This is a genomic window from Bacillus sp. CDB3 (assembly GCF_002081505.1).
GTDB classification, from domain to species: domain Bacteria; phylum Bacillota; class Bacilli; order Bacillales; family Bacillaceae_G; genus Bacillus_A; species Bacillus_A cereus_AT.
On record NZ_ALBR01000097.1, the window covers coordinates 234,645 to 252,220 of the forward strand.

A 17,576-nucleotide genomic window follows, 5' to 3' on the forward strand; every position below is an offset into this window, starting at 1 on the left:
TGGATGACTCAAGTTATATATACATATAATAAGCCCCCGCTATAAAGTAATCATAAAAGTAGCAAGGGGAATTGTTTATTGGAACTGAATATTTCAGAATCACAGTAGTTTTATTATAGTGTGCAATGTATAATTTTAATATCCGTGTTTATAAATGTTTCGATGCTATTTAGTGCAGTCTACTTTCATTATATATGCAAGTATAGTTGTTTCGCTACTGTAAATGAATAAATAAAATAAGCCAAGATATAAAATTCTTGGCTACATGTAAATCTGGTTCATAGGTTATTTTACAGTGACAGTGGCACGATCGTGGATGCGTTCAAATAACCAATGTATATCATTGTTATACATGCGAATGCAGCCAAGTGTTGTAGCTTTACCAATCGCTTGATTATTATTAGTGCCGTGAATTGCATATGTTGTTCCGTATGTTCCTGCCATATTTAATCCGAGCCAACGATCACCGAGTGGATTACGTGGATCGCCGCCTTTAATATGTCCTGTATAATAAGGACGGTTTTTAATTTTGTTTACAACTTGAAAAGTACCTGTTGGTGTAGGCGTTGCACCTTTGCCGGTAGCGACAGTGAAGCTTTTTATAAACTTTCCATTTTGATAGAAATCCATTTTATTTAATTTCGTGTCAACGATAAGCTGTTCGTTAGTTGAAGCTGCTTCTGCAGACATATATGGAACAGTTAAAAAACCTAACGATAACATTATAGTTACTAGTAATTTTTTCATTATATTCTCCTTTTACTATTTTAGTAGTATTATATACAACGAATTTGTAATCCGCGTAATGCTTGATGTACGTTTTCATTTAGTGATTCGAAAAAATTGGTAATTTTTGCATTATATTTGTTGTTTTTATCAATCAGTAATCTTTCATTTAGTAGAAGCTCGCCGTATAGTCCAAAGCTCTGTACTTGAATGTTCATTTCATCTTCTGTTTCAGAAATGATAGGTAAGAAATAATGAAAGGCTTTAGTTGGAATGATATAACTTTTTCCAATCATGCTTTCGTGATTAGAATTAATCCATTTTTTCGTGATAATCTTAATATTCTTTTTAGAAATGATAAAGGATAGCGTTGTAGATTTTGTTAAACTTACGTCAAATTCATTTGTTTCACATATGTGTAAGTTAAAAATCGTTTCATTTGGATGAGATTCAATATTGGTATTAATAAAATCGTGCATTTTATAAGCTTCCATTCCTATTCTCCTTTTTTCATTTTCAGAAAACGATCTATATTTATTCAATTTAATGTTTAGGTAATATAGTAGTAAAAGTATTCAACAAATTCCGATATAATCTTACAATACGTATATGAAGCTAATATGAAGTTTGTATGAGTTTGTTATGGTTTTTTATAGAGAACAAAATGAGGCGATTTCCGGATGCTAAAAACTGGATAAAATTTGTATATTAATGACACCTATCCAGTGTAATAGATAGGTGTCATCTCGTTTTAAAGCGATAATTTATATAATTAAGTAAAGAACAGAAAACTTTAGTGTGACCCTTACAAAAATGTAATAAAAATGTAAGCTATTGTGATAGTTATTTCGACAATTTTTTTATACAATAATAGTAAGAAGTTGTACGTGATTGAAAGGAGAGATGACATGGAATGGGTTCATGAATTATTTCAGCAATACGGGTATTATGTAGTGCTTGTAGGCTTGCTGTTAGAATATATTGCGCTTCCGTTTCCGGGAGAGCCAACATTAGCATATGCGGGATTTTTAGCACAGAAGGGTGATCTAAGTTTACCTATTTTAATTATCTTATCCTTTATTGGGACAAGTGTAGGAATGACGATTCAATACTTTTTAGGGAATAAGCTTGGTATGCCTTTTGTTCAAAAGTATGGGAAGTATGTATTTTTAACACAAAAAAAAATTGATTTAACGAGAATGTGGTTCGATAAATATGGATATTTCCTTATCTTTATCGGTTTCTTCATTCCTGGAGTACGTCATTTTACAGGATACTTTGCAGGTATCATTAACTTACCGTTTCGCCGTTTTGCGATTACAATTTATTCAGGTGCTTTATTCTGGGTATCATTCTTCTTAATCGGTGGCTACTGGTTAGGTGGTAACTTACATGATATTTTCGGATTATTGGAAGATCATATCGGCAAAATCATTTTCGGAGCCATTGTCATTGTAGCGATTACGTTAAGCGTTCGTTTCCGCAAGCAACTAAAACGAGTATTTGTACAAAACGCAAGTTAATATGGAATCCATTCTATGTCAGATTTTAGGGAGGCAGTGCAAAAGCACTGCCTTTTTATTTTATTTTCCAGTTTGCTTTTATCTTTCCCTTGATACCGTAACCGGTCACTACTATATAATATGCCCCTGTTTTGCTAGGGGAAAGTTCATACGTATCGTCGCTTAGGTCGGAAAGGGGTTCATATTTATTAAATTCACTAGAAAAGTAAGTGCTATAACCTTGGTAGGCGCTATTTTCAGTAATAAGGGAGTTTACGTTAACTTCAAGAGTTTCTCCTTTTTTTATATAAACAGGTATTTTATGTATGCCATTAAAATATGAGAAATCCGCCTCAAACGTGTTTTTTGTACTGTGCTCAACCCATTGTTCTTTTTGGGTAAAATCAATAGCGCATATTGCAATGAATAAAATAGGAATGATAATAGCGGTCATATATCGAAACCATTTTGATTTATTTGCTATACATGTACATAAATAAAAGAAAAGTGAAAAAATTGCCCCTACAGATCCAATTATGAAAGTTAGAATAATATCGCCGCCATTGTATATATGAAATGGAAGAAAGAATAAGTAACCAGATAGAATATAAAGCAAAACTTTTCTTGGCGTGCTATTATGTTTTGAATTTAATTTGTCAATTACAAGCGAGCATAAAATCGCGTAGAAGAAAAGAAGATAAAACCAAAAATTATATAAAAATCCAGTTAAGTATGCGGAAGTTTTAAAGAGGTTCATATCACTTCCTATAAAGAAAAATAATGAAAAAGAAAAAAAGAGAGAACAGGCCGCTGAAAATTTAATAATAGCGTAAGAAAAGACCGCTTTTTTATCCATGAGACACCTCAATTATGTAGTTCTTAAAAATTATTATATACGTTATATCTAGTATAATATATATGTGTTTTTGACATGTATCCACGTCAAAATGACAATGATAATTGACATTTAACAGGATATTATTTACAATTTTAATTAAATAAAAGAAAAAGAGGTAAAATATGAAGCTTCAAAATCGGGTGAGAGAATTTCGAGCAAAGCATCGTTTATCACAAGGTGAGTTAGGTAAAGCGATTGGCTCATCACGGCAAACCATTAGTTTAATTGAGCGTGGGGATTATGCGCCATCTATTGTGTTATCGCTAAAAATCGCACAAATTTTTGGAGCGCCGGTGGAGGAGATATTTATGTTAGTGGAGGGGGAAGATGGAGATGGGGAGTAAGGGGAATGGGAAAATGACGGCTATATTGAAGTTGTTAGTAGGAGCAATTTTTGGTGGGTTTATAGGGTATGCAGTAGGAGATATTGCAACAGCGGGTACTAGCAAAGTATCTCCTGTTATTAGCGTTGTTATGATGAGTGTATTTGGCATAGCGGTTATGTATTATATTTGGAAGCGTACAAGAGAGCTCGCACAAACGAAAGATGAAGAGGAAAATGTTAAGGGACGAAGATTAGGAATAGTACTTATTTATCTTCGAGTAATGGAAATTGTTATTCCATCATGGTTTGTTTGCTCAGTTATTGCTTTTTATCGAACGTATACAGGTGAGGGAAACTTGTTCTTTGTTAGTGTAAGTATTGTGGCATCTACAGTGTGCTTTATTGCTATAACTTGGTTAGGATTTGTAATGAGGAAAAAGTATAACAATCTATATCCAGAACAGAGTGTCACGTATTCTCAGTCAATGGAAATGTGGGCAAAGAATGCAGATGAAGGGCAAAAGCAAATCGTTCATGAAGCGGGATATAAGGCATATCAATATACAAATATGACACTTGTTTGTGCGTGGTTTGCGGCGATTGCGTATGCACTTTTAGATGGAAAAGACTTCTTTATGGTCATTATGATTTCGTTCGTTTGGGTATTACATGTTGGGACATATATGTATGAAATGCATAAAAAGATGATTTATTAAGGGGAGAGAAACGGTGGATATTTTAAGAAGACCTGCTTTTTCATTATTAGTTGCCTTCATTTGCTCCGCTTTATACGGATTCATTCGAATAGAAAAAGTACAGCAAATTTTAGAAATATGGGCCTTTTTCGGGATTGCATTGCTAGTGTTAGCTATTCATGAATTAGGGCATGTAATATTCGGTTTGATGGGCGGTTTGAAATTTAAGTTTATGACAGTAGGACCTATTACTGTTCAAAAAGAAAAGGGGAAAATACGAATTCGAGAAAATAAAATGTGGATGTATGTAGGTGGCGTTGCAATGTTAGTGCCGCCTTCCACACAAACACCGAACCTTTCAAAAAAATGGGCATGGATGACTTTAAGCGGACCGTTAACGAGTTTCGTATTTGGCATTGTATCAGGTTACATATATATGGTGAGTTATTACCACATGCTTTTATACTTTTCTGTGTTACACCTTGCAATCTTTGTCGTCACAGCAATTCCAATTAAGGGAACGCTATTAAGCGATGGCATGCAATTCCTCATTTTAATTAAAGATGATGAAAAGGCTAGGGAGCACTTATACACGATTCAAGTATCGAGTGAGTTATTTAGTTACAAAAGACCGAAAGATTGGGATGAGAGATTAGTAGAAATTAGTGAAGAAAAAATAAAAGAGGATAAAGATATTAGGGACATAATGAGTGGACTTATGCTCGTCTTTTATGCCCGAGCTGATCAAGAGGGAATGGAAAGGGCGATACCGTATGTAGAACAAATTGTTCAACTACCTGTAACGAAAGAAAATAAATATTTCGTTAGTAGTTTTCATAGTTGGTACCTTTTATATAAAGTACTGTATCAGAAGGAAATTCTTTCCCTGCAATACGCAAAGGAGCATGCAAAGGCAATTACAAGGCTGGACTTACATGGGTATTACCGTACGCAAGGAATTATCAAATATTTAGAGCAAGACATGGAAGCATGCCATATTTATATGAAGAAAGCGGATAAAGAATTGAAGACTGCTGAGAAGAGTGAAATGGGATATTTACAATTGGATAGAGAGTGGTTCGAGCAGCTACAGGAGAGGGTATCTTACGATGGATGAGGTATCCTCTTTTTTCTATGTCGCCTTATGCCGTTCCATAAAAAGTCTGGGGCGAGTAAAATAAGATAAGAAGAGCAAATCTTGGAGGAATTCTAGATGGGAATTTTAACGATTATTTTAATAGTCTTGCTCATTTATGCTGTTTTTAAAGTAGCGTATGTAGCATTAAAAATAATCGCGATCTTATTAGTTATCTTTTTAATCGTAGAGTTCGGCAGTAAGTTGCTTGGGGGATAGGGTATGTTGTGCGTTTTGAGTTTCGAAGCGTCGATATAATGAAATAAATATTAAGTAGGGTATGTGGAAAAGAAGTTGCCGTGGGGGTAACTTCTTTTTATTTGTTTATAAATTGTTTATTTTTACCGTCTATTCTAGTAGCAAGGAGGCGATAAAAATGAAAAAAGAGGTTTTAGAAGTAAGAGATGTGACGAAAAGAGTGAAGGGAAGAACGTTGTTAAGTCACATGTCTTTTTCTGTTTATAAAAATGAAATTTGTGGTTTTGTTGGGCCAAATGGTTCAGGGAAGACAACTCTTATTCGAACAATTATGGGGTTAATTCGACCAAATGAAGGGGAAATCTTAATTAATGGAATTAGCGTACAAAAAAATCGAAAAGAGGCTCTTCAGCATGTAGGTGCAATTGTAGAAGCTCCAATTTTCTTTCCTTATATGTCAGGACGAAAAAACTTACGGAATTTAGGTAGGATTACGTTACGTACTGGTGGAGAAGTTCTTGAAAAAAAAGTTCAGCAAGTATTAGAAATCGTCGGTTTAGAAAACCGTGCGGACGATAAAGTTGGTACGTATTCATTAGGGATGAAGCAGCGTTTAGGGATTGCACAGGCCCTTCTTGGCGATCCAAATTTTATTATTTTGGATGAACCGTCGAATGGATTAGATCCAGTTGGAATTAAGCAACTTCGTAAAATTGTACTCGACTTACAGCGTGAGAAGGGAATAACTTTTTTCATTTCTAGTCATTTAATTCGTGAATTGGAGCTTATGTGTGATTCATGGGTCATGATTCGTGAAGGATCACTAATATGGCGGGGAACGACGGAAGAGTTACAAGGAAGTGATAAAGAATTAGAAGATATTTTCGTGGAGATGATGAGCTCATGATGATGTTAGTACGTTCTGAATGGGAGCGGCTTTGGGCAAAGAAAGTAACATGGCTTTGTTTTTTGATGATACCGGTGATGTTACTTGGGGCTGCGAAGTACTATTTGAAACATAATCAAGAGGTAGAAAGGACAGCAGTTGATTATACATATGCGAATTCATTCCCCGTACTTGCATTATCTGAAATGCTTATGAGTATATGTAATCTTGTTTTACTCGTTTTGATTGTCCTTGTGTTTGCTCAAGAGTATCATAGCGGTCAAATTCGGATGGTAATACAAAGGTCATACACGTATTCTGAGGTTCTTATTGCGAAAATAATTACGATATTAGCAGTAAGTTTGCTATTTATAGGTGCCTATTTTATTTGTAGTTATTGTATTGGCTATATTTTCTTTGACCATGAACCAAATATTCTTTTGTTTTATTTCACAGAAAAAATGAATGCACTTGGCGTTTTCTTATACTGTATTTCTTATTATGGAATTGCTTATCTTACTTTAATAGCGATGGCTAGCATATTAATTATGCTATCGGTTGTAAGTAAATCGACAACAAGTGCAACACTACTTGGTATGGGATTTATTATATTTTCTTTTGGATACCCAGCCATGGCGTTAGTGATAGGGAAATCACCGGCTTTTCTTTATATTAATTATTCTTCTTTAATTAAATTACAACATGAAGGAATTGCTATATCTTTATCTGGTAGTTCAAGAATGATTCTTTTTGGATCTGTAATTTTACTTATATACATTGTTATTTGTAATGCTGTAACAGTTTATTGGATAGGAAAAAAAGATAATTTTGTGTGAGGTGTGAAGAATGAGACAAATACTTATAAGTGAATTTGAACGGATTTTTGATAGAAAGAAGACGAAAGTATTAATTGTTATTTTTGTACTGCTACTTATTTTACACAGTGTATGGGTTCATACTTTTGGAGTTGCTATTTATGATACAAAAGGGACAGAAGCAATCTTAAGTAATTTAAATTTTCCTGTTGCAGTTACAAGAGAATGGTATTTTACTCTATTCTTATTAATTTTTCCAATCTTATTTATTGATAGCTTTAATAGTGAAATTTCATCTGGCGCATATCGTCTTGTCATGATCCGTCCGGTAAGTAGGTGGGAATTATTATTGGCAAAATGGATGACTCAAATGAGTATCGTAAGTTTGTTTTTGTTAATGGCATTTATAGAGAGTTATATATATGGAACATTTTTTATAAGGCACGCAGAGGAGACATTCTTTTTGGATAAACAAGTCATTTATGGGACGGGTGCCTCTATTTTATATACTGTAAAATATTATTTAATACTATGGTTTATTGCAAGTGCTTTAACAATGTTGAGTAGTTTTGTAAGTCTTTGGTTTCAAAACGCTATCATTACGTATTTTATGATAGTCGGTTTATTAGTAGCTAGTTTGTATGTGAGTGAAGAAATAAGTTATTTTGTAATTGGAAGCGAATCGATTCTAAGAATATTAAGTGAAGGGAAAGGAACATTTTACCTAATAAATGGTACAATTTTAGGAGGATGTGCAATAGTGGCTATGTTTAGTTGGTGTAAAAAAGATGTATTTAATTAGGAGGGATTTACCGTGGCAGACAAAATATTACTTGTAGATGACGAACCGGATATTCTTACATTTATTGAAGATAGTCTTGTCATGGAAGGGTATGAAGTAAGAAGTGCATTAAGTGGTGAAGAAGCTTTAAAAAAATTAGATAGTAGCGTGGATCTCATTATTTTAGATGTTATGCTGCCGGATATGAATGGATTTAAAGTGTGCGAGAAGATGAGAGAGTCTTATGCATGCCCAATATTATTTTTAAGTGCGGATAGTAGTGAACGCTCTCGTATAGAAGGTTTATTGATTGGTGGAGACGATTATATTAATAAGCCGTTTAGTTTAAAAGAGTTGAAAGCTAGAATTGTTGCTAATTTGCGCCGTACGACAGAATTGCAAATGATGGGGCAAAAGAATTTACTGCGTTATGGCGATTTAGTAATAGATTTGCAGAGCTATGAAATACTATTAGGTAAAGAAAAAATTCACTTTACAAAAAAGGAGTATGAAGTTGTGAAAATGTTAGCACTTCATGCTGGCCAAGTTTTGACGAAAGAGCAGATGTTTGAAAAGATTTGGGGATATGATAGTGAAAGTGATGTCTCTACTGTAGTTGAGCATATAAAGAAAATTAGAACAAAGCTTAGTGTATATGATAGAGAATATACATATATTCAAACTGTGTGGGGAATTGGATATAAGTGGAGTGTACAGAATTGATGCAAAGGTTAAGGATTAAACAACAGCTAGTAATTGGCTTTTTAATAGTTTTAATTGGTAGTTTAATACTGACAGTTTTAACGGCAGCTAGTGGTTGGTATTGGCTAACGAAGAGTGGAAAAGTATTTCCTGCAAATTATTATGAACAAAAAATTCCTATGATAAAAGAATATGCAAAAGATAAAGGAGCCCTATTGTTAAATGAGAAAGAGGGAAATGAATTAGAGAAAATTATCCCTAAAGAGGGAATTAAATATCAAATTGTTAATAGGCAAGGAGATATTGCTTATGGTACATATAAAAAGAAATTAATAACAGATGAGAGACCAATTTTGAGTGTTATTAATACGAATATTCATGAGGAAGATGATGATACTGAAGTTACGACATATCTGCCTTTAGTGGATAAGACTGGGGATCTACAGGGAGCGATAGGACTTAATTATCATTTGACAATGTCTACTGCTTCGGCAGTTGATTCCTTGTTTGTAATCTTATTTTTAGCTTCGCCCTTTATATACATTACAATTTTATCTTATATTGTTTCAAACCGAATGGGAAAAAGAATAAAGAAACCACTCGCTGAATTATCAGAGGCTTCAAAAAGAATTCAAGAGCAGGATTTAGATTTTCATTTAGAATACAACGCGAAAAATGAAATTGGTGAGTTAGTCGGTTCGTTTGAAAATATGCGCGCAGCATTAGCAACTAGTTTATCACGGCAATGGGAGTTAGAAGAAGAAAGAAGAGAATATATTAGAGCTATTTCTCATGATTTGAAAACGCCGCTAACGATTGTACAAGGTCATACAGAAGGTTTGCAAAGTGGCTTATGGAAAAATGAAGACTTGTTACATCGGTATTTACAAACGATTGAACGAAATACAAACAGAATGACAAAACTTCTTGAGGAGTTCCAAACAGTAAATGAGTTAGAAAGTTTCTCGTTTCAATTACGTTTAAATAAAGTGCATATAACCCCATTCTTTCTTAAAAAACTAGAAGAATATGAATGTATAGCTAGGAAAAAAGAGATTGAGTGGGACGTTACCTTTGAAAATAATGAGGGTGTACAAAGCTTAGTATTTGATCAAGAGCGGATCAGTCAAGTAATGGATAATATCGTGATGAATGCAGTTCGGTTTACGCCGGTGTCAGGGAAGATGCTTGTTAAAGTATGTGCTTGGCATGGCGCAATAGAGTTTCATGTATATGATTCAGGACTTGGTTTTCAAGAAGGGGATTTGAAGAAAGTATTGCAGCGTTTTTATCAGGGAGATCAGTCGCGTTCAGGAAGCAAGGAGCATTTTGGGCTCGGGTTATATATTGCCAAGACAATTGTTGAGAAGCATGGCGGCATAATACAGGTAGAAAATAGCAAGGTGCGAGGTGGGGCACATGTTTCATTTCGAATTCCGAGTGGGGTATCCAAAAGTAGTCAGTAAAAATAAAAAAGCTGGAAGAATATCTTCCAGCTTAAGAGTTGCTTTCAATTTGCTGACCATTTTCTTTTTCGTGATCTTGTAGTAAGTTGAATACATCTGCTAGGCAGAATGCAATGAACCAAGTCCAAAGACCGTGGAAGAAAGCTGAGCTTAATTGAAGTGGTAATGTATAGTTTGTCATTGAGTAGGAAATACATCCGCCAACGATTCCGATCATTGTTAATAACATTGTTTTTTGAGCATTTTCATCTGGATTGAAGAGGAAGAAAATGTAGCCGCCTAGAATTGAAGCGCTTACAAGAGTTTCGATTCCATTAAAAATGATGTTCTCTCCAAGCTGAGTGTTTGTCCAGAAGCAAATCACACCGCCGATAATGGCAAACAGGATAGCTATTGTATATCGTATATATTGATTCATATGTTCATCTCCCTATGTAATAAGATGATTTGGAAGTCAAAAAGGTAGGTATAATTGAAGTGGATTTTAGTTGTACGCATCTTTTTATAAAAAGATCAGTGAAGAATAACTAAGATGATCGGTTTTTTAAACCGTTACGTGTATGATGTCTGAAATATACCCGACTTCTCGTTTCTTTTTGTTTATAATAATAAGAGAAACTTCCAAGTCTATATACTCTTTTTTGTAAGTCTACTTTTATTATAACATATTTAGCGCCACAATAATAGAATTATCTGATTTTGTAATAAGTGTAAAAAATAAAAAGCGCAAGGAATTGTAGTTCCTTGCGCTTTTTTATATACGTTTGAAACGGCCGACAATTTCAACTGTTTCAGTAATGTTCATAAATGCTTTATTATCCACTTGGCGAATAATACGTTTCATTTCGCCTAACTCGTAGCGAGTTACGACAGTGTAAATCATTTTTTTCTTATGGTTTGTATAGCCGCCGACAGCATCTACCATTGTTACGCCACGTATGCCGTGATGTAGCAGTGAGCTTTTTATTTCCTCACCTTTTTCTGTAATTGTCATTATCGTTAATTTAATATGTTTTGTATGCACGGCATCAATTACTTTGCTGACCACAAACCGACTAATTAACGTATAAAGCGTAATATCCCATCCGAAAATAAATCCTGCTGCAACAAGTAAGATTAAGTTGAATCCAAAGATGATTGCTCCAATTGAAACATCGCGATGTTTCGCTACAATCAATCCAACAACATCAAAACCACCTGTTGAAGAAGCAAATCGGAATATGATTCCTGAGGCAGCACCGCAGATGACACCACCGAATACAGAAGACAGTAAAATATCGTCTGAAACTTGGTGTACTGGGATAATGTTCATCGCTAAAGATGATACAGCTACAAAGTATGCCGTTAAAAAGGTTGTCTTCTTTCCTAAGTAAAAGTGACTTAAAATAAGAAGCGGAATGTTTAGTAAAAAGATAAGTGCTCCGATATTGTAGTGCATTAAATAACCGATAATCATCCCTACACCAGCGAATCCACCGCTAATCATATTATGCGGGATAAAAAACATATTCATAGAAATTGCATACAAAATAGAAGCTATAAAAATAACAACCAACTGTATAATGAATTCTAAATGAAATGTTTTAGCTGCTGGGAAGGATAAAAAGGCGGTGTCGGGAACGTAATCGGCGTCTCCTAGTTGACCCATAGTATGTTTCATCTCCATATTCATTTTTGATTACAAGAAGAGAATAAAGCTTTTTTCAAAAACTGGCAATAGTTTTATTATAATGCAAAAATTTTATAAATTTCTAAAAAATTAAACCTATTCAAAGATACGTGTGAATATAATAAAGAAAGCGAATACATTAGTTTTATAGCATAATTTTTTGAGAAAATATGCAAAATTCTTTTTTGAAAATAAAAGGAAATAGAGAATGTTTGTTGAATGTGCTAAAATGACTTTATTAAGGATGTGAAGCGATGGAATTTTTATTGCAGGATGCACTTCTGTATATATCGTTTGTAACGACAGCGCTTTGTGTATTAGAAGTCTTTTTTCTTGCTAACGTTTCTCGTTTCGTACGTCAGCAAGCATCGAGCGGTAGACAGAGAGCTTTTAAACTAGTTGATACGTGTGAAGAGGGTATCGGAAATGTACCGCTTTTCTCTATTTTTTATAAATATGGAATGATTCGCTCTGTCCGTAGACAAGAATCAAGTGGAGAGAGTGACGAGGTAGGTCCGTATACACCAATGTTTCGCTAATTAATTACGAAACATTGGAGGAATGAACATGTTAAAATCATACCGAGCTGCGCTCATTAGTTTATCATTATTACTTGTTTTTGTTTTATCTGGCTGTAGTAATGCAGGCACAATAGATTCACATAGTACGGGAATTTGGAACCATTATTTCGTATATCCAATATCGTATATGATTCAATTTGTTGCTCATCATATATCTGGTGGAAGCTTTGGGATTGCTATCATTGTCATTACGCTTGTTGTTCGTTCAGCACTGATTCCATTAGCTGTTTCGCAATATCGTAGTCAGATGAAAATGAAAAAAATGCAACCTGAATTACAGAAGCTGAAAAAGAAACACGGTGATGTGGGTAAAGATCTTGAAAAACAAAAGCAGTATCAAAAAGAAATGTCAGAACTAATGAAATCAGGCGGTTGGAATCCGTTAGCTGGTTGCTGGCCAATCTTTATACAAATGCCGATTTTCTCTGCTTTGTATTATGCGATTAGCCGAACTGAAGAGATTCGTACATCTTCATTTTTATGGGTGAACTTAGGACATGCAGATCCATATCATATATTACCGATTATTGCAGCGTTAACGACATTTATCCAGATGAAGGTGTTCCAATCAAATATAACGCCAGGAGAGCAAGTACAGATGCTGAAAATACAGCAAATAATGATGCCGGCGATGATTTTATTTATGGGAATTGCGGCACCGTCAGGACTTGTATTGTATTGGATTACAGGTAACTTATTTACAATGACACAAACAATTGTATTAAGGAAAGTAATGGAACGTGAAGAATTACAATTACAAAAAGCTTAGATAAACGCCGCTCGTGATGAGCGGTGTTTTTTTGTTAAGTCGTTAAGGGAATTTTAAGAAATCAACATTACTATAGGCATTGTATACGAAAGTGTACATGCTTTAAAAATGTGAAGGAGGAAATTTCCTATGAAGAAGAAAACAGTTGGATATTTAGCAATTGCAGGTGCTTTATCATTTGGAATTATAGGAGGAGTGGGTGTACCAGCATTTGCGGCAACGAATACTCCAGCAGCGGATCAACCTACAAAAACGGTGAAAAAAGATTTAGATGCCGCTACAAAACAAAAAGTAAAAACGATTATGGATGATACAAAGAAACAATTAGAGGAACTAGGTGTAAAGTTTCCAGAGAAAGAGAAACGTAAAGATATGTTTGCGAATCTAGATGAGGCAACAAAAGAAAAAGCGAAGTCGATTCTAGAACAAGAAAAATCCGGGAAACTAACTCGTGAACAGGCAAAAGAGGAATTGGCAAAACTAGGTGTGAAATCCCCAGAAAAGGGTAAGCACAAGGATATGTTTGCAGGGTTAGATGAACAGGCGAAAGAAAAAGCGAAGTCGATTTTAGAGCAAGAAAAATCCGGGAAACTAACTCGTGAACAAGCAAAAGAGGAATTGACAAAACTAGGTGTGAAATTCCCAGAGAAGGGTAAGCACAAGGATATGTTTGCAGGGTTAGATGAGGCAACAAAGGAAAAAGCGAAGTCGATTTTAGAGCAAGAGAAATCTGGGAAATTAACGCATGGGCAAGCAAAAGAAGAATTAACAAAATTAGGTGTGAAACTTCCAGAGAAAGAGAAGCATGAAGACATCTTCGCGAACTTAGATGCAGCAACAAAAGAAAAAGCGAAAGCGATTCTAGAAAATGAAAAGAAACAACTAGCAGAATTAAATGTGGATCTTCCGCACCATAAGTTTTTTATGAAAAATGAAGATAAATAATTGAACTATGTCGTATCTTCCGTGTGGGCAACCGAAAGATACGTATGCGAGGAGGCTGTTTTTGGAACAGCCTCCTTTTAGTATTTGGAGTGCTATCGTTGTCCCTTTTGTCGAATTATCGATATAATTTCATTTACGACCTTATGGCGTTCGTGGAAGAGGAGATTAGAGAAATAAAGTAGCTTCTGTTATAATATAAGGAGAGAAATATTTCTTATGTTATATAAAAAATATATTGATTTTTTCTAACAATTCAATATAATGGGAAATAACTACAAAATTCGACATCAAGAAGTGATGATGAGGACATGATCAATTTTTTACGATTCTCAGAGAGGGAAGCCTTTGGCTGTGAGCTTCCTAATACGGGAAAATCGATTACCCCCTCTGAACTGCAGCAGTGAACGGATATCTAGTAATTGCTTGCCGGCAAAAACCGTTATTTAGACTTGAGAAATTGGTGAAGTGTGTCACTTTGCGAATTGAAACAAGGGTGGAACCACGAATACAACACTCGTCCCTTTTTTAGGGAGGAGTGTTTTTTTATTTCATTTTTGCATCACACTAGAATTGGAAGGAGGATACGCAGCATGCATCATGATGAGAAAAACAAAATTGGTTTAACAGTGGCACTTTCTATCGTAGTAGGAACTATTATTGGGTCTGGTGTGTTTATGAAACCAGGGAGCGTATTAGATTACTCAGGGAGTTCTAATATGGCTATTTGGGCTTGGGTAATTGGTGGTCTGTTGACGTTAGCAAGTGGTTTAACAGTAGCCGAAATTGGAGCGCAAATTCCGAAAAATGGTGGGTTGTATACGTATTTAGAGGAGATCTACGGAAGTTTTTGGGGGTATTTATCTGGCTGGATGCAAACAATTGTTTATGGACCAGCTATTATTGGAACATTAGGTTTGTATTTTAGTTCTTTAATGATTAATTTTTTCTATTTAGATAAAGTATGGAATTTACCAATCGCAATTGGAACAGTTGTGTTTCTAGGCGTTATAAATAGTATGGGAACAAAATATGGGGGGATCGTCCAAACGGTTACGACGGTTGGGAAGATGATACCAATCTTTTTAATTGTTGTGTTAGGGTTTTGGAAAGGGAATAGTGATATCTTTAACGTAGTTGTGCCGATATCAGAAAATCAAAGTATCGGGATGGCAATTTTGGCAACTTTATTTGCTTATGATGGTTGGATTTTACTCGCTTCTATTGGCGGAGAAATGAAGAACCCAACAAAATTATTACCGAAGGCAATGACAGTTGGGATTTTAATTGTAACAGCTGCTTACGTATTAATTAACTTAGCGTTATTAAATGTATTACCAGCAGCGAAAATTGTGGACCTTGGAGAAAATGCAACAGCGACAGCTGCGGGCATGTTACTTGGAGAATATGGCGGGAAAATTATTAGTATCGGTATTATCATTTCTATTTTCGGCTGTTTAAATGGAAAGATTTTAACGTTCCCACGTATTCCGATGTCGATGGCAGAGCGTGGACACCTTCCGTTTTCTAAGTTTATTGCAAAGGAAAGCCCAAGATTTAAAACACCAGCAAATGCGATTACTGTTGAAATCATATTAGGAATTATTTTAATGCTTATTAGTGATCCGAATAAGCTATCTGAGATTTCCGTATTCATTATTTATATTTTCTACGTAATGACGTTTATTGGTGTCTTCATTTTAAGAAGACGTAACAAGGATAAAGAGCGTGCATATAGTGTACCGTTATTCCCGATTGTACCAATCGTTGCGATTTTAGGGTCATTGTTTGTACTTGGAAGTGCGATTATTAACGATCCGGTAAGTTGTTTCTTATCGATTGGAATGGTATTTACTGGACTTCCGGTGTATTGGTACTTGAATAGGAAGAAAGAAACTGGAGTTTAATATTTGAGGGGCAGGCGTATTATACGCCTGCTTTTTTTGCTGTAAAAAAATTGTACTTGCCTCCACTTTCTATTTTGGTTACTATAGTCGTAGTAACCAAAATAGAAAGTGTGGGGAAAGACTTGAATTTTCGTGTATATATTTTAGCTATTGCGGCTTTCGTAGTCGGAACGGTTGAGCTAATTATAGGAGGAACGCTTGATTTAGTTGCCAATGATTTAGGTGTGTCGATTAGTGCAGCTGGTCAGCTTATTACAATATTTTCAGTAGTATTCGCTCTATCAGGGCCAGTTTTATTAGCAGTAACAGGTAAGTTTGAAAGAAAGAAATTGTATGTTGTGGCATTATCAATTTTCTTAATTGGAAATATCGTTTCGGCATTTAGTGTGAATTATGGGATGTTAATGTTCTCGAGAGTAATTTGTGCAGCGAGTGGATCGCTTATTATTGCACTATCGGTAACACTTGCTTCTAGTGTAGTAGAACCGCATTTTCGTGCGCGTGCAATTGGAATCATTTTCATGGGGATTAGCGGATCACTCGTACTTGGAGTACCGCTAGGTCTTGTGCTCGGAAATGCATACGGATGGCGTGCGCCATTTGTATTAATTTCGATATTAACAGTTATGGCAATTGCTTGTATTTCATTGTTCTTAACGAAAGTACCACCGACATCGGTACTATCAATAAAAGAACAAATTGCTACTTTAAAAGATAAAAAAATTGTAAGTGCACAGTTAACATCATTTTTGTTTTTAACGGGGCATTTAACATTGTATGCATATTTAACACCGTTTTTAAAAGACGTAATGCATGTTGAAGCAAACTGGATCAGTGTGTTTTACTTTATTTTCGGAATCGCAGCAGTAATTGGAGGCGGACTTGGAGGCTGGCTTGCTGATAAATGGGGATCGAAGAAAAGTATTATCTCGATTATTATCGTATTTGCATGTGCTATCTTCCTATTGCCACTAATGACATTCTCATTCCCGCTCTTTATCATTATGATGGGGCTTTGGAGTATGCTGAGCTGGGCGATTTCACCAGCGCAACAAAATTATTTAATTGAAATTGCACCGGAATCAGCTGGTATTCAGCAAGGTTTAAATAACTCTGCACTTCATCTAGGAATTGCGCTCGGTTCAACAGTGGGCGGAGTTGTTATTGAGAAATCATCTGTTATATATAACGCTTGGGTAGGTGGCGGTTTTATTATATTGGCGCTACTTTGTGCGATTTTCTCAATTACGAGAGGACGCTCGAATCAGTTTGCGAAAGAAGAATCTATCGTTTGATAGGTTCTTTTTTTATTTGTAAAAAATTGCAGGGGTTAGTAGAGAAATGGAGAAGGGAGTATATAGCGAGGTGATGGTATATGGATTATTCAATTATTGGTTTTATATTCACAGTGCTTCCGTTATTTGTGGTTGTTTTTGTTTTTAGATGGATTCGTTTCATCTATCAAAATTCTGAGAAACAAGTAGAACAAAATGAGAAGATTATTGAACTTTTGATGGAGATAAAAGAGCAAAATGAAAAAGAGTCTAGGTGAAGAACTAGACTCTTTTTTGCGTTTTAA

General features: G+C 35.0%; 21 protein-coding genes and 1 other annotated feature. Of the genes, 16 read left to right on the forward strand and 5 right to left on the reverse strand.

The window, feature by feature from the left end:
* Positions 1-285: 285 nt before the first annotated feature.
* Together CDB3_RS25325 and CDB3_RS25330 are read right to left on the reverse strand one after the other, a co-directional pair.
* Positions 286-747 (reverse strand): L,D-transpeptidase, encoded by a 462-nt coding sequence (locus CDB3_RS25325; RefSeq protein ID WP_128856374.1) that lies wholly within the window; start codon positions 745-747, stop codon positions 286-288.
* Between the two features lie 29 nt (positions 748-776).
* Positions 777-1,220 carry a DUF3978 family protein gene (locus CDB3_RS25330; protein ID WP_128856375.1) on the reverse strand — a complete coding sequence of 148 codons (444 nt, stop codon included), beginning with the start codon at positions 1,218-1,220 and terminating at the stop codon, positions 777-779.
* Positions 1,221-1,634: 414 nt separating this feature from the next.
* Here CDB3_RS25330 and CDB3_RS25335 point away from each other — a divergent pair, with 414 nt between their 5' ends.
* Positions 1,635-2,249: a DedA family protein gene (locus CDB3_RS25335; RefSeq protein WP_128856376.1), complete on the forward strand. Its 615-nt coding sequence runs from the start codon at positions 1,635-1,637 to the stop codon at positions 2,247-2,249.
* A 55-nt stretch (positions 2,250-2,304) separates the two neighbouring features.
* Here CDB3_RS25335 and CDB3_RS25340 read toward each other — a convergent pair whose 3' ends face one another.
* Positions 2,305-3,084 carry a hypothetical protein gene (locus CDB3_RS25340; RefSeq protein ID WP_128856377.1) on the reverse strand — a complete coding sequence of 260 codons (780 nt, stop codon included), beginning with the start codon at positions 3,082-3,084 and terminating at the stop codon, positions 2,305-2,307.
* Positions 3,085-3,248: 164 nt separating this feature from the next.
* Here CDB3_RS25340 and CDB3_RS25345 point away from each other — a divergent pair, with 164 nt between their 5' ends.
* From CDB3_RS25345 to CDB3_RS25385, 9 genes are all read left to right on the forward strand, one after another.
* Positions 3,249-3,470 carry a helix-turn-helix transcriptional regulator gene (locus tag CDB3_RS25345; protein WP_000776149.1) on the forward strand — a complete coding sequence of 74 codons (222 nt, stop codon included), beginning with the start codon at positions 3,249-3,251 and terminating at the stop codon, positions 3,468-3,470.
* Positions 3,454-4,167 carry a DUF3169 family protein gene (locus tag CDB3_RS25350; RefSeq protein ID WP_128856378.1) on the forward strand — a complete coding sequence of 238 codons (714 nt, stop codon included), beginning with the start codon at positions 3,454-3,456 and terminating at the stop codon, positions 4,165-4,167. The genes CDB3_RS25345 and CDB3_RS25350 overlap by 17 nt, the downstream gene beginning before the upstream one ends.
* A 13-nt stretch (positions 4,168-4,180) precedes the next feature.
* The gene (locus CDB3_RS25355; protein WP_128856379.1) at positions 4,181-5,263 is read left to right on the forward strand and encodes a M50 family metallopeptidase; all 1,083 of its coding nucleotides are present in this window, start codon (positions 4,181-4,183) and stop codon (positions 5,261-5,263) included.
* A gap of 96 nt (positions 5,264-5,359) precedes the next feature.
* Entirely contained in the window at positions 5,360-5,500 is a 141-nt protein-coding gene (locus tag CDB3_RS25360; RefSeq protein ID WP_128856380.1) for a DUF3985 family protein, read from the forward strand.
* A 157-nt stretch (positions 5,501-5,657) separates the two neighbouring features.
* Positions 5,658-6,386 carry an ABC transporter ATP-binding protein gene (locus CDB3_RS25365; protein WP_097832159.1) on the forward strand — a complete coding sequence of 243 codons (729 nt, stop codon included), beginning with the start codon at positions 5,658-5,660 and terminating at the stop codon, positions 6,384-6,386.
* Entirely contained in the window at positions 6,383-7,201 is an 819-nt protein-coding gene (locus CDB3_RS25370) for a DUF2705 family protein (RefSeq protein ID WP_128856381.1), read from the forward strand. Before CDB3_RS25365 ends, CDB3_RS25370 begins: the two co-directional genes overlap by 4 nt.
* Positions 7,202-7,211: 10 nt before the next feature.
* Positions 7,212-7,982 carry an ABC transporter permease gene (locus tag CDB3_RS25375; RefSeq protein WP_128856382.1) on the forward strand — a complete coding sequence of 257 codons (771 nt, stop codon included), beginning with the start codon at positions 7,212-7,214 and terminating at the stop codon, positions 7,980-7,982.
* A 12-nt stretch (positions 7,983-7,994) separates the two neighbouring features.
* Positions 7,995-8,684, forward strand: coding sequence for a response regulator transcription factor (locus CDB3_RS25380; protein WP_128856383.1), 690 nt, complete (start codon positions 7,995-7,997; stop codon positions 8,682-8,684).
* On the forward strand, positions 8,684-10,129 hold the full coding sequence (locus CDB3_RS25385; protein WP_128856457.1) for a sensor histidine kinase: 1,446 nt from the start codon (positions 8,684-8,686) through the stop codon (positions 10,127-10,129). Before CDB3_RS25380 ends, CDB3_RS25385 begins: the two co-directional genes overlap by 1 nt.
* 31 nt (positions 10,130-10,160) lie before the next feature.
* Here CDB3_RS25385 and CDB3_RS25390 read toward each other — a convergent pair whose 3' ends face one another.
* Together CDB3_RS25390 and CDB3_RS25395 are read right to left on the reverse strand one after the other, a co-directional pair.
* Entirely contained in the window at positions 10,161-10,547 is a 387-nt protein-coding gene (locus tag CDB3_RS25390; RefSeq protein WP_128856384.1) for a DUF3938 domain-containing protein, read from the reverse strand.
* Positions 10,548-10,883: 336 nt separating this feature from the next.
* Positions 10,884-11,777 (reverse strand): YitT family protein, encoded by an 894-nt coding sequence (locus CDB3_RS25395; protein ID WP_000530031.1) that lies wholly within the window; start codon positions 11,775-11,777, stop codon positions 10,884-10,886.
* Between the two features lie 275 nt (positions 11,778-12,052).
* On the opposite strand from CDB3_RS25395, the gene CDB3_RS25400 reads away from it, so the two are divergent.
* The 6 genes from CDB3_RS25400 (at position 12,053) to CDB3_RS31850 (ending at position 17,549) form a co-directional block, all read left to right on the forward strand.
* Positions 12,053-12,337, forward strand: coding sequence for a hypothetical protein (locus CDB3_RS25400; protein WP_002174090.1), 285 nt, complete (start codon positions 12,053-12,055; stop codon positions 12,335-12,337).
* 28 nt (positions 12,338-12,365) lie between these two features.
* Positions 12,366-13,148: a membrane protein insertase YidC gene (locus tag CDB3_RS25405; protein WP_097832165.1), complete on the forward strand. Its 783-nt coding sequence runs from the start codon at positions 12,366-12,368 to the stop codon at positions 13,146-13,148.
* Between the two features lie 129 nt (positions 13,149-13,277).
* Positions 13,278-14,093 carry a hypothetical protein gene (locus tag CDB3_RS25410; protein WP_128856385.1) on the forward strand — a complete coding sequence of 272 codons (816 nt, stop codon included), beginning with the start codon at positions 13,278-13,280 and terminating at the stop codon, positions 14,091-14,093.
* Between the two features lie 288 nt (positions 14,094-14,381).
* Positions 14,382-14,618 (forward strand) — a binding site (T-box leader).
* A 65-nt stretch (positions 14,619-14,683) separates the two neighbouring features.
* Positions 14,684-15,997, forward strand: coding sequence for an APC family permease (locus CDB3_RS25415; protein ID WP_128856386.1), 1,314 nt, complete (start codon positions 14,684-14,686; stop codon positions 15,995-15,997).
* The gene (locus CDB3_RS25420) at positions 15,997-17,292 is read left to right on the forward strand and encodes an MFS transporter (protein WP_128856387.1); all 1,296 of its coding nucleotides are present in this window, start codon (positions 15,997-15,999) and stop codon (positions 17,290-17,292) included. Before CDB3_RS25415 ends, CDB3_RS25420 begins: the two co-directional genes overlap by 1 nt.
* An 80-nt stretch (positions 17,293-17,372) precedes the next feature.
* Positions 17,373-17,549: a hypothetical protein gene (locus CDB3_RS31850; RefSeq protein WP_179139756.1), complete on the forward strand. Its 177-nt coding sequence runs from the start codon at positions 17,373-17,375 to the stop codon at positions 17,547-17,549.
* Positions 17,550-17,576 lie beyond the last annotated feature (27 nt).

What these genes read in the sequence shown, in the direction of transcription:
- CDB3_RS25325 (WP_128856374.1), bottom strand. Translation starts at nt 747, where the DNA reads ATGAAAAAATTACTAGTAACTATAATGTTATCGTTAGGTTTTTTAACT.
- CDB3_RS25330 (WP_128856375.1), bottom strand. Translation starts at nt 1,220, where the DNA reads ATGGAAGCTTATAAAATGCACGATTTTATTAATACCAATATTGAATCT.
- CDB3_RS25335 (WP_128856376.1), top strand. Translation starts at nt 1,635, where the DNA reads ATGGAATGGGTTCATGAATTATTTCAGCAATACGGGTATTATGTAGTG.
- CDB3_RS25340 (WP_128856377.1), bottom strand. Translation starts at nt 3,084, where the DNA reads ATGGATAAAAAAGCGGTCTTTTCTTACGCTATTATTAAATTTTCAGCG.
- CDB3_RS25345 (WP_000776149.1), top strand. Translation starts at nt 3,249, where the DNA reads ATGAAGCTTCAAAATCGGGTGAGAGAATTTCGAGCAAAGCATCGTTTA.
- CDB3_RS25350 (WP_128856378.1), top strand. Translation starts at nt 3,454, where the DNA reads ATGGAGATGGGGAGTAAGGGGAATGGGAAAATGACGGCTATATTGAAG.
- CDB3_RS25360 (WP_128856380.1), top strand. Translation starts at nt 5,360, where the DNA reads ATGGGAATTTTAACGATTATTTTAATAGTCTTGCTCATTTATGCTGTT.
- CDB3_RS25365 (WP_097832159.1), top strand. Translation starts at nt 5,658, where the DNA reads ATGAAAAAAGAGGTTTTAGAAGTAAGAGATGTGACGAAAAGAGTGAAG.
- CDB3_RS25370 (WP_128856381.1), top strand. Translation starts at nt 6,383, where the DNA reads ATGATGATGTTAGTACGTTCTGAATGGGAGCGGCTTTGGGCAAAGAAA.
- CDB3_RS25375 (WP_128856382.1), top strand. Translation starts at nt 7,212, where the DNA reads ATGAGACAAATACTTATAAGTGAATTTGAACGGATTTTTGATAGAAAG.
- CDB3_RS25385 (WP_128856457.1), top strand. Translation starts at nt 8,684, where the DNA reads ATGCAAAGGTTAAGGATTAAACAACAGCTAGTAATTGGCTTTTTAATA.
- CDB3_RS25390 (WP_128856384.1), bottom strand. Translation starts at nt 10,547, where the DNA reads ATGAATCAATATATACGATATACAATAGCTATCCTGTTTGCCATTATC.
- CDB3_RS25395 (WP_000530031.1), bottom strand. Translation starts at nt 11,777, where the DNA reads ATGGGTCAACTAGGAGACGCCGATTACGTTCCCGACACCGCCTTTTTA.
- CDB3_RS25400 (WP_002174090.1), top strand. Translation starts at nt 12,053, where the DNA reads ATGGAATTTTTATTGCAGGATGCACTTCTGTATATATCGTTTGTAACG.
- CDB3_RS25405 (WP_097832165.1), top strand. Translation starts at nt 12,366, where the DNA reads ATGTTAAAATCATACCGAGCTGCGCTCATTAGTTTATCATTATTACTT.
- CDB3_RS25410 (WP_128856385.1), top strand. Translation starts at nt 13,278, where the DNA reads ATGAAGAAGAAAACAGTTGGATATTTAGCAATTGCAGGTGCTTTATCA.
- CDB3_RS25415 (WP_128856386.1), top strand. Translation starts at nt 14,684, where the DNA reads ATGCATCATGATGAGAAAAACAAAATTGGTTTAACAGTGGCACTTTCT.
- CDB3_RS31850 (WP_179139756.1), top strand. Translation starts at nt 17,373, where the DNA reads ATGGATTATTCAATTATTGGTTTTATATTCACAGTGCTTCCGTTATTT.